Source organism: Pedobacter ginsengiterrae, from assembly GCF_039537385.1.
Taxonomy (GTDB): domain Bacteria; phylum Bacteroidota; class Bacteroidia; order Sphingobacteriales; family Sphingobacteriaceae; genus Pedobacter; species Pedobacter ginsengiterrae.
Genome location: NZ_BAABAK010000015.1, coordinates 224,314 through 240,187, shown reverse-complemented (window position 1 = coordinate 240,187; position 15,874 = coordinate 224,314). Strand labels below are relative to the sequence as shown.

Sequence of the window (15,874 nt, the reverse complement as noted above, 5' to 3'; positions counted from 1 at the left end):
AGGTAGTATGGAATTTAAAACCCGAAAATTAAAGAATTTTGAATGGTTAAAGGCAAAGAGTTTTAAACATTCTTACAGTTGCGATTATACCAACACTCAAATAAATGCCCTTTTGTGCCATAAACAGGGTCGTTGTCTGGTTTTTCTACTTTAGCAATATCCTCATCAGCCTCTGGCCGTTCATTAGCTTCTCCGTATTTTATATTATAGGCCGAACCTTTAGGATATGCGCCTACAACGGTAAAATCCTCACTGGCCCTAAGCTTCTTATGTGCAACACCAGCTGGAATAACAACCACATCTCCCTTGTCTAATTCTATGCAAACCCCATGTTCGCCACCGAACTGAACATCGGCATTTCCACAAAATACGCCCATAACTTCGTGCGTATTGCTATGATAATGATGATAATCAAAAATGCCATCTATCCAGGCATTCGAATAGCCATTCTGTGCAAAAACAGTTTTGATCACTTCCGCATGATCGTCTGGATGGATTAAAAAAGCCCCTTTATAAATCATTAATGGATAAACCGCATTGTTTGGGAAATTTCCGTTTTCTTCAATAACGTGCGAAACTAAATATGCTTCCTGAATGAGCTTTTCTTTATCCATAATTAAGGTCTTTATTAGTTAACAAAGTATTTGGCAAAGGGTTTCGGCCATAAGTAAAAATACTAAATTTTAAACTTCATTTTACCAACGCAAAAAGCCATTCCAAAGGAATGGCTTTTTGCTTCAGTAAAAATATTATTTCTTAAAAACTTCTCTTTTCGCTCTAACGTATTGATTTGGCCATTCCGTTTCATCACCCAAGATCTGGGCAGCATGAGTTGGGAAATAAGCATCGCGAAGCGATTCTCGTGCAATGAAAATCAAATCAGCCTTTTCTTGTTGCAAAATTTCTTCCGCCTGGTGTGCATCTACAATAACACCTACTGCACCTGTGTAAATGCCAATTTCATTTCTAATTTTATCGGCAAACGGAACCTGGTAATTTGGCCCTGCAGGGATAAAAGCATCGGGAACATTTCCACCTGATGAGGTATCAATTAAATCTACGCCTCTATCTTTTAAAACGGCAGCTAATTGAAGTGAATCGTTTTCGTTCCAGCCACCTTCGGTCCAGTCGGTAGCCGAAATACGCACAAATATTGGGAGGTTTTCAGGCCAAACCGACTGAACGGCTTCTACCACATCAATAACCAAACGAATTCGGTTCTCGAAACTTCCACCGTACACATCGCTACGCTTATTGCTTAGCGGACTGAAAAATTCATGCAGCAAATAACCATGCGCTGCATGTACTTCTACCACTTTATAACCTGCATCTAAAGCACGTTTTGCAGCGGCTCTGAAAGCAAAAACAATATCCTGAATTTCAGAAATACTTAATTCATGTGGCTCAACTTGTCCTTGTTTAAAAGGAATTGCTGATGGGCCAACTGGTTTCCAGCTATTATCTCCCTGAGGAATTTGTTCGCCACCATTCCAGGGTACATCACAACTGGCCTTTCTGCCTGCATGTGCAAGTTGAATGCCTGCAATTGCGCCATTTGCATGGATAAAAGAAACAATTTGTTTTAGTTTTTCTACGTGTTCATCTTTCCAAATGCCTAAGTCGGCATAAGTAATTCTACCTTCGGGCGTTACAGCCGAAGCTTCCTGGATAATTAATCCAGCACCACCAACAGCACGGCTGCCGAGATGTACCAAATGCCAGTCGTTGGCAAAACCATCAACAGCAGAATATTGGCACATTGGTGAGATAACGATTCTGTTTTTTAATGTTACATCCTTTATTGTAAAAGGAGAAAATAATTTAGACATGACTGATTTTTTGTGATGTATGAATTAATGTTAGTCTGAACTTGTTGAAAACATTTGGCAAGCTCATAATGACAAACGAAAGTAATTAACTAAAATTTAAAATCCTGCGCTTTTAAGTTCTGTATTAATAAACTCAATTTCTTCAGCAGTTAACTTTACATTTATAGCCTCTGCATTTTGCACAGATTGTTTTGCATTTCTTGCACCCGCTAAAGCAATTGTAATCCCTGGGCGCTCAACAGTCCAACGTAAAACCAGCTGTGATAAAGTTGCATTTTTCTCCTCAGCTAAAGGCTTAATTTTAGCTAAAAAGGCATTCGTTTTTTCGATGCTTTCTGGTTTAAAGAATGGATTTCCCTGACGGTGGTCGCCTTCTTCGAATTTGTAATCTTTGGTCATTTTACCCGTTAGCAAACCTCGCTCCATCGGACTATAAGCTAAAATTGATTTGTTATTTTCAATGCAATATGGTACAATTTCGTTTTCTACACCACGATTGACCATGCTAAACGGAATCTGGTTTGAAATAATGTTTAAGGTTTCATTAGCTTCTTTTACCTGGGCAACATCATAATTGCAAACACCTGCGTATCGAACTTTTCCTTGTTCTATTAATCTGCCAACGGCTTCGAAGGTTTCGCTGATTGGCGTTGTCGATTCGGGCCAGTGAATTTGATATAAATCGATATAATCAGTTCCTAATCGCTTTAAAGATTGCTCGCATTCGTAAATTACACTTTCCTTACCCGCGTATTTATAAATGTCGATTTCCTTACCATCGTTGTTTTTACTTTTGAAACCAAAATCGCCCTTTGCTAAATCCCAACGCATCCCAAACTTGGTTACAAGTTGAATTTTATCTCTCGAAATTCCTTTAACTGCATCACCAACAATTTCTTCACTATCGCCTTGTCCGTAAATAGGGGCGGTATCAATAGAGGTTACGCCTAAATCATAACCAGCTTTTATAGCATTAATTGCATCATTTCGGTCTGTGCTTCCCCACATCCAGCCACCTGCAGCCCAGGCACCAAAAGTGATTACCGAGAGTTCTAAATCTGAATCTCCAATTTTTCTGTATTCCATAATTATTTTTTTAAAAGATGATCAACCGCATAACTATTTTGCGGTAGGTACGCTAATAACACCGATGTAAAGGCAACGTGAATGAGCTGTGATGGCAATGCTTCCCAATTTTCGATCATGGTTGTGCCAAAAATTAATGCAAGTGAAACTGCTCCTGCAAGTAATAATCCTTGTCTGGTAAACAAACCAAGTAAAATCATTAAACCAGCGGCAAATTCCAGAATTGGTAAAGCATAACTAAAAGGTAAAACCAAAAATTCTGGTATAAAAGATTTAGCAAATTGCCCTATCATCCAATTACTGAAGCCATCAAGTTTTGGTAAACGAACAAGGCCATGCCCGACAAAACTTAATCCAATGGCTAATCTGCTAAGTAAATACGCCCATTTTACATCCATAATTTTATGTTATCATACAAACATACAATCCTTGTATTAAGGATGTTTTAATGCAACAAACATTAAACTGATATTTTACAGAGGCGTTATAAAAACCGCTATTTAAAAAAATATCTACGGAATAATTTGGAGATTATAAAAATACAACATACTTTAGTGTATTATTTAACTAATACAGTAAGTATGATACAAATTAACAATCTGAATTTTGGTTACAGCAAGCATAAGCCATTATTTAAAAATATGAGTATGCGTTTAAGCAACGGTCATATTTACGGTTTGCTTGGAAAAAACGGTGCAGGGAAATCAACCTTGTTAAAAAATTTAGCTGGTTTGGTGTATGCACAAAGTGGCTCGCTGGATGTAATGGGTTTTAATCCTGCAAAGCGACAACCAGAATTATTAGAGCAAATTTGCTTTATTCCAGAGGAGTTTTATTTGCCATCGGTTAAAATTGATTCGTATGTTAAGGCAAACGCACCGTTTTATAAAAATTTTAACCACAGCTATTTCTCCGAATTATTAAAGGAATTTGATATTCCCGCAAGTAATAAACTAATCAATATGAGCTATGGCCAGAAAAAGAAATTTATTATTGCTTTTGGCTTAGCTACCCAGGCCAGGTTAATTATAATGGATGAACCTACTAATGGTTTGGATATCCCTTCGAAAGCACAGTTCAGAAAAATTATGGCTTCTGCCCTAACAGAAGAACGTTGCATTATTATTTCTACCCATCAGGTTAGGGATTTAGATAACCTGATCGATACGGTGATTATGCTTGATGAAAATGATGTGGCCCTTAAAGCATCTGTAGAGGAAATAACCGAAAAATTAACTTTCAAAAAAGTTAAGGAATTGGATGAAAGCATTATTTATGCTGAGCCATCATTATCGGGTTACAATGCAGTAATGCCAAATTTCCATAATGAAGATAGTAAGCTTGATATGGAGCTATTATTCAATGCCATTCTTGCAGAGAAAATTAAATTTAAACCCCTTTTTAACTAAAGCTATGAACAACACATTTAATATAAATCGATTTGGCTTATTGCTAAAAAGACAATGGTTAGATTTTGGGAAAATTTATTTGATCAGTTTAGTTGTAGTTATTGGGGTGATCATCGGATTTTATGCTTACAGCGCTCCATTGCCCTCAAAAGCTAATAATTTTGATTACGACTCGAATTTAGATATGCGGTTTCGTTATCCGTTATTTTTAATAATAGGTTTTCTATTTATCAGTATTGTAGCCAGCAGCTATTTTTCTTTACTCGGTCAAAAATCGAGAGCCATATTAGAGTTAATGACCCCAGCTTCTACTTTTGAAAAATTTCTGACAGGTGTTTTTTACACAGCTATATTAAGCTTAATAAGCTATCTGATTCTGTTTTACATAACCGATTTGGCATTCGTCAAATATATAAATGCACATTCAGCCGAATTTAAAATTAATGGCGATAGTAAAAAAGCGATTCAACCCGTTGAGAGTATTGCCGCTCAAATTTTTGATGATGTGAATTACAGAGCCTTTTTGAGAAGTTTTTTAGCAATACCTTTTCTTGTGACGAGTGTGTTTCTTTTGGGCTCAATTTATTTTAACAGGTTTCACTACATTAAAACAGCAGTATCGGTTATGGTTTTTCAGGAATAGCAACATACTTAGTTGTTAAAGCTGCTGGCCTGCTAACCGAAGGCATGGTTAATGTTGGTCCAGGTAAGCATCAATCAGATAAAGACATGGCATTTTTGCTAATCTTTCTAATTACGGCGCTCTTAACATTAATTTTCTGGGCGATAGCTTATGTGCGCCTTAAAGAAAAAGAGGTTTAATTTTTTAATAGGTACAGATATGGAATTTAGAGATAACAAGGCAATATACCTTCAGATAGCAGATTATGTTTGCGAACATATTTTGTTGGAAAAATGGAAAGCCGACGAGAAAGTGCCATCAGTTAGAGAGCTTGCCGTAGAGATGGAAGTGAACCCTAATACAGTAATGCGCACTTATGAGTTTTTGCAAAATAAAAATATCATCAATAACAAAAGAGGCATTGGTTTTTTTATTGCCGATGATGCTATAGAAAATGTAAAAAGCTATCGTAAAATACAGTTTATAGATGAGGAATTACCTGTGGTATTCCGAAACATCTATTTGCTAAATATTGGTTTTGATGAACTTGAAACCAATTATAAAACATTTGTTAAAGAAAATTTTAACGCTTAAAACCATGAAAACAAGTAATAAATTATTAATTGCATTAGCAATTTCATTGATCCTAATTCCGATTATAGTTATTGCGATAACTGTGAAAATGAATTACACCGATAAAAAGAATGCGTTAAAAGAAAATAAAAACGAAGCGCATTTTAATACCCCATCTGAAGGATACTTAAGTGAAAAAATAAGTAAATCTTTTACCGCAGTTGAGATCTTAGATGGTAGAGGATTGGAATTGGATATCGTTTTGATAAAGGACGACAACACAGGCGTAAAAATATCAGAAGAATTTAAAAACTTAATCAGCTATGATGTTAATGATCTTGGAGTTCTTCAAATCTCTTTTAAAAGTGCCGTTGAACAAAAATATAGAAGAGCTCAATTATACATTTATGCACCAAATATTGTTGACTTTAGTGCTTCTAAGGGAAACAGTTTAAGTTTGTGGATTAGTAATAGGGATTCACTTAACTTAAAGGCTTCAAGAATTGGGTCAGTATGGTTAAATTCCGACTCCAAATTGAACAGCCTATCAATGCTCGCAGATAGTGTTCAACAATTCTCTATGGATAAAAAAACAATTAGCTCGCTTGATTTAACTCTTAAAAACGCTGATTTCAAGACTGAAGCATCATCATTTAGATCATTAAAGATTAATGCAGTTGGTACTTCAAATATTGAGATTGATGGTGATGAATCTAAGAAAGACAAATATATTATCGATGACTTAGCAATTAAAACTGAAGGAAAATCGAATATAAATTTAACTAATATAAAGGTTAATAAAGCTTCGGGTTCACTCTCAGATTCTACAAAAGTAAATATGCCTGTTTATGTTTTAAAAACGATGTTTAAAAACTAGTTAGCCATCTTTTCAGTTTTTATTCTAATGATAGAACCCAGGTTTCTGATTAAAGAGCCTGGGTTTTATTGTTTTCTAATTAAAATTAGGCATGGTTTTTTCGTCTTTAAAAAGGCGAATAAGATAAATTAAAGACTAATTTTGGCCGATTAGCAAATTGCATTACATCAGAAGATTTAACCATGAGAATATTTTTCGTTTTACTTACCCTTTCGTTTTTATCATTAACAACTGTATTTGCCCAGAAAATTGATACACTTTCTATTAATCTGGAAAATGTAAAGTATCCTTACCCAATTAAATATTTACCGATAACAGTGGAGGGCCAGGATGTGAGAATGGCCTATATGGATGTGGCGCCAAGCATCACGCCAAATGGAAGAACAGTTATGCTTTTTCACGGTAAAAACTTTGGAGGCTACTATTGGGGGCATGTAATTCAAGCGCTTACATCAGCTGGTTTCAGGGTTATTGCACCCGACCAGATTGGTTTTGGTCGCTCTTCAAAACCAATTATTAATTACAGTTTTAAACAACTGGCCGAATGGAATAAAAAATTATTAGATACTTTGGGCATTCAAAAAACTTCGATTTTAGGGCATAGTATGGGCGGTATGCTTGCTACTCGATTTGCATTAATGTATCCAGAAAGAATGGACAAACTTTTGCTGGAGAACCCGATAGGTTTAGAAGATTATAAAACTTTTGTGCCAGTGTCAACAGTTGAAGAACAGTACCAGCGTGAGCTTAAAAATACAGCAGAAAGCATTCGTCAGTATTACAAAAGTTCATATTTTACCGTTTGGAAACCCGATTACGAATATCTTGTCAATATTGGTGCTGGAGTAACTTTTAGTGCCGATTTTCCAAAATATGCAAAGGTGGCAGCGTTAACTTATAATATGATTTATGAACAGCCAGTTGTTGATGAATTTAAAGATTTGAAAGTTCCAACTATTCTCTTTATCGGCAAGGAAGATAAAACAATAGTTGGGAAAGGGCTTTTAAATGCCGATCAGCAGGCAATTCATGGTCTTTATCGATTCTTAGGAAAAAACACCGCTTTGAGGATTCCAGGTTCTAAAATTGTTGAGTTCGAAGCCTGCGGTCATATCCCACACATAGAAATCAGAACGGAGTTTTTAGTCGCTTTAACAGGAAGTTTGTAGCGTTTTTTTGCCAGCGGTTAGACTAAAAGGTAAAGGCAGTTAATTAGCTGCTTTACCTGAAATTTTGTTAATACCCTCCATATCGAAATCGATATCCTGATCTACTGCTTTCATTTTACCATACAATTCTATACGGATGTGACTAGATAAAATCAAACCTGTTTTAAGGTCAATCTGTGCGTCGCCAATGTTCATGCCCTTTAAATCGGTTTGCATTTTATTGCCCATACTATCGAAATCGCCTTTCGAAATTAGAGTAGCTCTAATTGCTAATATCGCAATACCATCCTTAATTTCCTTTAATGTGTAAGTCGTGATTGATTCGATAGGCATGGTAATTTTCATCTTCGAATTCACAATCCAGCTATCCCCAACCTTAATTGCTTTCTCGGGATAAATCCGCATCGAGGATTCTAAGGTTTGCCTGATCACTTCACTATTAAACTGCTTGCTGAGTGAAAGTTTAATTTGCTTAATCTGGGCAGTATCGGTAGATATTTTTACTGCCATACGATCTACCATGGATTCAACTCCTGAAACCGATTTTATCGAGCCATTAGGCGATAATACCATATCAAAGCTCGAGTTTTTTAATCCAGCAAATGGATTTTGCTTACCAACCTCTTCCTTATCCGAATCGAGAATTAGTTCATTTCCCATACCTATCGATTTGATGGTAATTCGTTTGTACGTAACCTTTATATTTTTATCCAAACCCTTCGTTCCTGTAATGTCGAAACTATAATCTGTGCTTACATTTTGTACATAGTTTAAACTTTTCCCACTTACTTTCTGATTTATAATCTGATCTGAGTTGATGGAATAATCATATTTCTTTCCAACGGGATAATCTTGTTTTAAGAGGTAGGTTTTCTGTGCGAAAGTGCTTAAGAAAACTGAAAAACAAAGAAAAGAGATTAAGAATTTCATTATCTATTAATTTAATTTTTAATATTAACCAGCAGGCTTTTGTGCGAAAATACGACTTAATTGAAAATATAAGTCTGGATGTTTTTCTTTTAACAATTCGGGTTTTTCGAAAAAGTATTCAGAAACCACAGCAAAAAATTCTGCCTGATTGGTGATTGCGTATGGATTGATATCAGATTTGTTATCTTCTATTTTTTCAATTTCCTCATGCATCATTTTTACCCAGGGCAATGTATACTCATGGCCGATCAAATTTTCAGGAACACCATCGGTAGCACCATCCGATTTATCTAAAAGATGTACAAACTCGTGGATTGCAGTATTTTCCTTGCCTGCACTTTTCGAAAAACCATGACGTAAGGCCGAGCGGGATAAAATCATTTGTCCGTTCATATAACCACTGCCTACCATACCCATAATATTTCTTTCGCCTCCTTCAAATTGAAAATCATTATTAAAGGTGTCAGGATAAAGCAAAACGCTTGATAGGTTTTTATATTGCCAGTCTTTAAAGCCAAAAATGGGAATTACAGCGCTTGATGCTATTAATAACTCATCAAGAGTGGTCATTTCTACACCAACGCCTTCAATTTTTACCGTACTGAAAAATTCAGCAACTTTTTGCTCAAACCTAAGTTTATCGCTAGAATCTAAGTGATGATAATAACTTACATAATCATCTAAAATTTTCTTATCAACATCTGTAAGCGGATCGACAAGCGGTTTCTTTTTTCTGAAAATAAAGTATAATGCCAATAAAAATATTGGAATGAGGTAGGCAAATGGTAACGAATTCATAGTATAGTATTACAGGAATTTTAGGGCTTAGCTTTCTAAAATTTTCAATTGGGTAATAACGTTTTCACGCGTAACGGGATAAGGCTTATCACTTGTTAAAGATTCATAAACCGCATCAAAGAGTGGCAGGTAACTTCCAATTTCTGATGGGATAATGGTTTCGGTTTTATTTCCTTCATTATCTATAGTCGTTAGCAAACCTTCTTTGCCTTTTGGCTCAATTCCGTAAACATCATCCGTTAATTTCATGCCCGCCAATAATTGTTCTTCTTGTATATCAGCTCTTTGTTTTATAAAGCTGCCATAAACACCATGTAAAACGAATGCTGCCTGCGGATTTACCACTAACATACTAGAGGTTACAAATACATTTACACTATCAGGATAATTTAACTGAATGGTAAAGTAATCATCCACTTCAGTGCCTTTTCTGTTTTTTCCTAAAGTTTTATAATACCTTACTGGTTTGCCAAAAAGGCTAATTACCTGATCTAAAAGATGTGGCCCCAAATCATAAAGTAAGCCACTGGCTTCGATTGCCTTTTCTTTAAAAGCTTTTGGCCCAATGGTGTTTCTATAGCGGTCGTAACGTAGATGCATTTCGTTTAGCTTACCTAATTTACCACTTGCAAGTACTTTTTTTACTGAGGCAAAGTCGCTGTCCCAGCGGCGATTTTGATAAAAGAAGATTTGCTTCCCCGATTTATCAGCTAATTCAAAAAGTTCTTTTGCCTGTGTAGATGTAGCTGTAAAAGGCTTTTCTACAAGAATATGTTTGCCTTTTAAAAGTGCAGCTTTAACATGTTCGTAATGAAGATTATTAGGTGTATTAACAACGACCAGTTCAATTTCTGAATCGTTCAAAAGTTCATCAACACTATTATAACTTGTAATTTCTGGGTAATCATTAGCCGCATTTTTATTGCTACGCTCTACAACAGCCTTTAAATTAAAACCATTATGGGTGTGTAAGAAAGGCGCATGAAAAACTTTGCCAGACATGCCGTAAGCTAATAAACCTGCCGTAATTGTATTATTCGAAGTTGTGCTCATAGGTTATAAATGTAGCCAAAATTACAGTAATCACCTAGGGCTGTTGCCGAAAGCGTTGGGCTTTTGTCGAACGCTTTAAACCTTTTTACATTATCTTTGCAAATATGAAACCGTCGGAGATTAACAGCAAGTGGAAAATTTTACAGGAAAAGATTTCTAAAGAATTTGATTCAGATTTTCCAGATTTAAAGGTAATGCTTTTTTTGATTGGTGTTCAGGAACTGGGTAAAGGGCCAAAAAAATATAGCAAGCGACAGAAAGAGGAGTTGATGCACATTGCTACCTGCCGTTTACTAAGCGAAATGGGCTTTTATGAATTAGAAGGTCTCGATCAGGATGGCTGGCCACATTGGAAACTTGTTAAAGCCATACCGCCATACACCATGCTGGAGCAGGAAATGCTCATGAAATCTTTGGTGGTAAGCTATTTTGAAGATATTTATTCTTAAAGTTTATTCCTCCTTTTTGAAGTAGCACTTGTGCTGATTGCTCTCCAGGCAAGCTGTCTTTTAGTTAATATAATTTTTTGAAGCGCAATGTCGGTGGTGCTTCGGTAACCTGGTTCCCGCCAATACTACAATCTTTTGGTTTATGGTAATTGGGCATTTAAAGGTTGCTGAAACCAAAAGTATTTCCGTTTATGTCGGGGCTATTTTGCTGGCAAATTGCTTATGCTTTCGGTTTTTTTGCATTGCCTACTGTATTTAAACCTGACAACAGCGGCAGCCTCCCGATTTTTCTTGGGGAGCTAGAGCGAATGGCAGGACTTTACTGACCCAAAAGTACAGAACCATTCATTTTCTAATTATTGGAATATTTAAGGTTAAAGTCTTTAGTAAATAATTTCTATTTCTTGTAAAAAACAACATTGCTCGTCTTCTCGACTGTAGCGTGGCGAAACGGAGCGGATCTTTTAATTTGAAAGATTTTGCTTCGCTGAGAATCGTGGTTTTCTACTTTGCTCGAAATGAAGGTGAGCTTTTCTGAATGATAAAATTTGCAAAAAAAAATCCCGAAGCTTTTAAACTTCGGGATGGCTATATAATGACCTCATAGGTAGAGGGAATTAGCGAATATTAACCTTGTTTTTGTGCAGTTGCTTTTAATGCATCATTTGCTACAATTACAATTTCAACACGACGGTTAGCCGCACGGCCAGCATCAGTTTCGTTATCAGCAATTGGCTCGGCAAAACCTTTACCAATAGTTACTAATCTTGATGATGGAACACCTTGAGAAACTGCATAAGCTTTAACAGCTGCTGCTCTTCTTTCTGATAAACCCATGTTATATTGTTCTGTACCACGGCTATCTGTGTGGCCGATAATTTTAATATCTGTATCTGGGTACTGAGTTAGTGATGCGGCTAAACTCTGAACGTTTGTTTTTGCTGCCTCTTTTAGCGCTGTTTTATCGAAGTCAAATAAAATACCACTGTCAAATTTTACAATAATACCTTCACCCTCACGGATAACCTCTGCATTTGGAATTGCTTTTTGAATTTCCGCTGCTTGTCTATCCATTCTACGACCAATAAATGCACCCGCTGTGCCACCAATAGCACCACCAATTAACGCACCTACTGCTGTATTACCAGCTTTTTTGCCGATTAATGCACCAATTACACCACCAGCAGCAGCACCAATACCAGCGCCTTTCTGTGTTTTAGTTAAACTGTCACAGCTTTGAAGTGCCATTGAACCTACTGCTAATCCTATGCTTAATGTTGCTATTCTTACTTTTGAAATACTCATAATAATTGTGGTTTAATTTCCGTGGAATCCTTGTTCAAACACAATGCCAAAAATTATTATCTCTAAATTTTAAACCTAATTATATTCTATAGAGCAAAAAAGAATAATTAATGACTAAATAAAAAAGCGCCCCGATTTGTCGGGACGCTTTGATTGTATCATTATTAGTACAAAAACTAAGCGGAAAAGTAACTTTCCAACTCTTTAAGTGTATTTTCGTCGGTTTTAAAGTCTTTAATTACAATACCTTTTTCTACCAAAATAATTCGGTTACAAACATCTGTAACGTGGTTTAAATCGTGACTAGATATAAAGGTAGTCATACTTCCACTTTGTGCCTTTAATAGATTTTTTAAACGAATTTGGGTTGTCGGATCTAAATTGGCAAAAGGTTCGTCTAGAATTAAGATTTCTGGTTTTTGCATTAAAGCTGCAGCAATACCAACTTTAACCTGATTCCCTTTACTAAAATCACGTATGTATTTGCCACTGTTTAAAATCTCGCCATTAAAAAATTCCCTGTATTGTGTAAGGTATGCTGAAACATCTGCAACACTTAAATCGTGTAAACCACCAATAAAAATAAAATATTCTTCAGGTGTTAAATAATCAATCAGAAAACCTTCATCTAAAAACGATGCAGTGTAATTTTTCCAATTGTCGCTTTGCATAACGTTCTCGCCTTTTGATAAAATTTCGCCCTCACTCGGACGAATTAAATCTAAAAGCATTCTGAAAAAAGTAGTTTTTCCAGCGCCATTGTTACCTACTAAACCTACGGTTTCGCCTTGCTCAATCTGTACGTGCTCTATGTTTACAACGGTTTTATCGCCATAAACTTTTTTCAAATTTTTAACTTCTAAAATCATAATTATTCTCTAAAGCCTTCGGCTATTTTATAACGTTGTTTTTCAAATTTTGCAGTGATGAAGTTTACCCAGAAGCCACGCATTAAAAGCATAATTAATCCGAATAAAGACACAACCATTAATCCCCAGTAGGGTAAATTCATAATGCCAAATGGCAGGTATAATAAAATTGGTGTTAAAGCATAAGGAAACATCAGCAGCCATTGTGTAGCGCCAGTACCCTGGTAATTAAAGCTTGCGGCTTTATTAATATCTAAACGCTTATAATTTAAAGTAGCCAAATAAAGCACGATTACTGTTCCAAAACCAATATTGTATAGATAAGCGGCAATGTGTAGAAGCAATAATTTAGGACTTAAAAACCCATAAAAGCTGGCTAACAAAGTAATAACTGTTGCGCCAATAGTGAACAATAAAAATTTAGCTTTTATATAATCTTTAAAGTTGATTTTGTTAGCCAATATGCCATCGAAATGAGCACTTTGCCAGGCAAACATAAACTGACCGTAAATGATGATTGAAATACCTGTCATGAAAATAGCGGCGAACATCATTTGTCCGAAAGCATTTCGATCTATAGCCTTTTCTTTATAAAAAATAAACCCGTAAAACAGGAAAAAGAAGCCTAAAATCAAAGAAGAACGAGAACGCTTATGGCGAAGAATTAACTTCAGCTCTAAAGCGGCAAGCTCTCCAACTCTTCCGAAACGATTTAAAAAGGCGTAATCTGTACTTACTTTTTTCTCTTGTTTGCTACTTAATTCTTCTACATATAAATTTTTGCGAAGAAAATCAGCGTTTAATTTAAAGATCCCAAAAGCAGCAATCGGAAATATAAAACCATAATAAGGATGAGCAGCAATGGCCTGGAAAACAGCATCAGAAAATGCCATGATGGAGATTATTTTATAATAATCTAGCGCTGCAAAGCCTGCAAAAAGAGCGAAGCCTACAAACGTGTACCAGGTATTTGTGATCGATTTTCGTTTGATATATAAAGCCAGATAATTGTTAAATACAGCTAAAGAAAATATCGAAACTATATATGTTATTGTAAGGAGTGCGCCATGAGTAGGCGCTATCTTCATGAAACAAAAAGGTAGGAAAATAAAAAATGGCCAAAGGTTAAAAGCAGAAAAAAGAGCTTTAACATTTAAGAAGCCAATGATTTTACTTTTCTTTATTCTTAAGTGAAGATATGGAACGATACTTAGGGTTGGTAAATCCTGAAACTGCACCCGCATAATAAAATCGAATGCAAAATAGTACAAAATAATTCCGTTAAAACTTTTGATAACATCCTGATTGGGGAAGAAATATTTTAGTAAATGAGCCATTCCAAAGCCTGCTCCAAGCGCAAGCACAAGAAAATAAAGCATAAAAAAACCCAAAACGATTTGTGTGGCAATACTACTGCCTCTGTTTCGCGAACGCCAAAAAGATTTCCTTTGATGGCTTAAAAAAGTACTCAGCATATATAATTTAGGTGTTTAGTTAATGTTTGGTAATTAGTATATCTTTTTTAGTAAATGTTACACTAATATTTGTATTTATCTTTCCAGTTTTGGCGAAGTTTTTCTCTAAGCTTTTCTTCAGCTGGGTTTTTACCAGGATCGTAAAGTTTGGTTCCGCTTAACTCATCCGGAAAATATTCCTGAGGTTCAAAGTTTCCTTCATACCCATGAGAATATTTATAATCCTTCCCATAGCCAATGTTTTTCATCAATTTGGTTGGCGCATTACGAATGTGTAAGGGTACAGGTAAATTCCCTGTTTGCTTAACCAAAGCCTGAGCATGATTAATCGCCTCGTATGATGCATTGCTTTTTGGCGAGCTAGCCAGATAGGTTACGCATTGCGATAAAATAATCCTGGCCTCTGGGTAACCAATTACATTTACAGCCGTAAAACAATTATTGGCCAGGAGCAGGGCATTTGGGTTTGCATTTCCAATATCTTCTGATGAAAGAATAAGCAACCTTCGGGCAATAAATAACGGGTCTTCGCCGCCTTCTATCATTCTGGCAAGCCAATAAACTGCTGCATTCGGGTCGCTGCCGCGGATGGATTTAATAAATGCAGAAATGATGTCGTAATGTTGTTCGCCAGCTTTATCATATAGGGCTAAATTCTGCTGTGCATGCGCCAAAACGTTCTCATTAGTCAGCATCATTTTATCGCCACCAATGCCATTAATAGCAATTTCGAGTACATTTAAAAGCTTGCGTGCATCGCCGCCGCTTAACCGAATTAAAGCCTCATGCTCTTTTATTGTAATTTTCTTTTGAGCAAGGATAACGTCCTTTTTAATTGCAGTTTGAAGTAAGCCTGCTAATTCTTCTTCGGTTAGCGATTTTAAAATGTAAACCTGACACCTGGAAAGCAAAGCGGAAATGACTTCGAAAGATGGATTTTCGGTAGTTGCTCCAATTAGCGTAACCAAACCACGCTCCACAGCACCAAGCAAACTATCTTGCTGCGATTTACTGAAACGGTGAATCTCATCGATAAACAAAATTGGTAAACCTAAAAAGCTATCCTTTAAAGCTGCAGCTTTATCTATTACATCACGAATATCCTTTACGCCACTATTAATTGCACTTAGGTTAAAAAATGGGCGGTCTAGAGCTTGCGAAATAATATAAGCTAAGGATGTTTTTCCAACTCCTGGAGGTCCCCAGAAAATCATCGAAGGTAACTGGCCACTTTCTATCGCCTTGCGTAAAACTGCACCAGTACCAACCAAATGCTTTTGCCCAACATATTCATCAAGATTTTGAGGGCGCATTCTTTCGGCTAGTGGGGCTTGATTTTGCATAATCGTAAATATAGGAAATTTGAGTGCTTTTGTAAATTAGGTTTTACCAAGGAAACACAGAAGCAGCAGCGGTTGATGTTTCATTTT

Annotated in this window: 17 protein-coding genes; 6 read left to right on the top strand and 11 right to left on the bottom strand. The window is 36.1% G+C overall.

Going from position 1 to position 15,874, the window contains the following annotated elements:
* Positions 1-62: 62 nt before the first annotated feature.
* From ABD692_RS14120 to ABD692_RS14105, 4 genes are all read right to left on the bottom strand, one after another.
* A complete protein-coding gene (locus ABD692_RS14120; protein WP_316755242.1) occupies positions 63-614 on the bottom strand; it encodes a cupin domain-containing protein in 552 nt (183 codons plus the stop codon).
* 135 nt (positions 615-749) lie between these two features.
* Positions 750-1,829: an NADPH dehydrogenase NamA gene (gene namA / locus ABD692_RS14115; protein WP_316755244.1), complete on the bottom strand. Its 1,080-nt coding sequence runs from the start codon at positions 1,827-1,829 to the stop codon at positions 750-752.
* Between the two features lie 96 nt (positions 1,830-1,925).
* Entirely contained in the window at positions 1,926-2,915 is a 990-nt protein-coding gene (locus ABD692_RS14110) for an aldo/keto reductase (protein ID WP_344767996.1), read from the bottom strand.
* A 2-nt stretch (positions 2,916-2,917) separates the two neighbouring features.
* On the bottom strand, positions 2,918-3,313 hold the full coding sequence (locus ABD692_RS14105; protein WP_344767994.1) for a DoxX family protein: 396 nt from the start codon (positions 3,311-3,313) through the stop codon (positions 2,918-2,920).
* 183 nt (positions 3,314-3,496) lie between these two features.
* On the opposite strand from ABD692_RS14105, the gene ABD692_RS14100 reads away from it, so the two are divergent.
* From ABD692_RS14100 to ABD692_RS14080, 5 genes are all read left to right on the top strand, one after another.
* Positions 3,497-4,324, top strand: a complete 828-nt coding sequence (locus ABD692_RS14100; protein ID WP_316755252.1) for an ABC transporter ATP-binding protein — start codon at positions 3,497-3,499, stop codon at positions 4,322-4,324.
* 4 nt (positions 4,325-4,328) lie between these two features.
* The gene (locus ABD692_RS14095) at positions 4,329-4,967 is read left to right on the top strand and encodes a hypothetical protein (protein ID WP_344767990.1); all 639 of its coding nucleotides are present in this window, start codon (positions 4,329-4,331) and stop codon (positions 4,965-4,967) included.
* Positions 4,968-5,165: 198 nt separating this feature from the next.
* Entirely contained in the window at positions 5,166-5,540 is a 375-nt protein-coding gene (locus ABD692_RS14090) for a GntR family transcriptional regulator (RefSeq protein ID WP_344767988.1), read from the top strand.
* A 4-nt stretch (positions 5,541-5,544) separates the two neighbouring features.
* Positions 5,545-6,396, top strand: coding sequence for a hypothetical protein (locus tag ABD692_RS14085; RefSeq protein ID WP_344767986.1), 852 nt, complete (start codon positions 5,545-5,547; stop codon positions 6,394-6,396).
* Between the two features lie 182 nt (positions 6,397-6,578).
* A complete protein-coding gene (locus ABD692_RS14080) occupies positions 6,579-7,565 on the top strand; it encodes an alpha/beta fold hydrolase (RefSeq protein WP_344767984.1) in 987 nt (328 codons plus the stop codon).
* A 39-nt stretch (positions 7,566-7,604) separates the two neighbouring features.
* Here the strand turns inward: ABD692_RS14080 and ABD692_RS14075 are convergent, their stop codons facing one another.
* The 3 genes from ABD692_RS14075 to ABD692_RS14065 are packed head-to-tail and all read right to left on the bottom strand — an operon-like array spanning position 7,605 to position 10,346.
* Positions 7,605-8,495 (bottom strand): DUF6263 family protein, encoded by an 891-nt coding sequence (locus ABD692_RS14075; RefSeq protein WP_344767982.1) that lies wholly within the window; start codon positions 8,493-8,495, stop codon positions 7,605-7,607.
* Between the two features lie 24 nt (positions 8,496-8,519).
* Complete coding sequence (locus tag ABD692_RS14070) at positions 8,520-9,293, bottom strand: M90 family metallopeptidase (protein WP_344767980.1); 774 nt, start codon at positions 9,291-9,293, stop codon at positions 8,520-8,522.
* A 27-nt stretch (positions 9,294-9,320) separates the two neighbouring features.
* Entirely contained in the window at positions 9,321-10,346 is a 1,026-nt protein-coding gene (locus ABD692_RS14065) for a Gfo/Idh/MocA family oxidoreductase (RefSeq protein WP_344767978.1), read from the bottom strand.
* A 104-nt stretch (positions 10,347-10,450) separates the two neighbouring features.
* On the opposite strand from ABD692_RS14065, the gene ABD692_RS14060 reads away from it, so the two are divergent.
* Positions 10,451-10,795: a hypothetical protein gene (locus ABD692_RS14060; protein ID WP_316755267.1), complete on the top strand. Its 345-nt coding sequence runs from the start codon at positions 10,451-10,453 to the stop codon at positions 10,793-10,795.
* A gap of 627 nt (positions 10,796-11,422) precedes the next feature.
* Here the strand turns inward: ABD692_RS14060 and ABD692_RS14055 are convergent.
* The 4 genes from ABD692_RS14055 to ABD692_RS14040 form a co-directional block, all read right to left on the bottom strand.
* Positions 11,423-12,100, bottom strand: a complete 678-nt coding sequence (locus ABD692_RS14055; protein ID WP_316755270.1) for a YiaD family glycine zipper/OmpA-like lipoprotein — start codon at positions 12,098-12,100, stop codon at positions 11,423-11,425.
* Positions 12,101-12,276: 176 nt separating this feature from the next.
* Complete coding sequence (locus tag ABD692_RS14050; RefSeq protein ID WP_344767975.1) at positions 12,277-12,969, bottom strand: ABC transporter ATP-binding protein; 693 nt, start codon at positions 12,967-12,969, stop codon at positions 12,277-12,279.
* Between the two features lie 2 nt (positions 12,970-12,971).
* Positions 12,972-14,444 carry a DUF5687 family protein gene (locus ABD692_RS14045; protein WP_344767973.1) on the bottom strand — a complete coding sequence of 491 codons (1,473 nt, stop codon included), beginning with the start codon at positions 14,442-14,444 and terminating at the stop codon, positions 12,972-12,974.
* Between the two features lie 62 nt (positions 14,445-14,506).
* Entirely contained in the window at positions 14,507-15,787 is a 1,281-nt protein-coding gene (locus ABD692_RS14040; protein WP_344767971.1) for a replication-associated recombination protein A, read from the bottom strand.
* Positions 15,788-15,874: the final 87 nt, after the last annotated feature.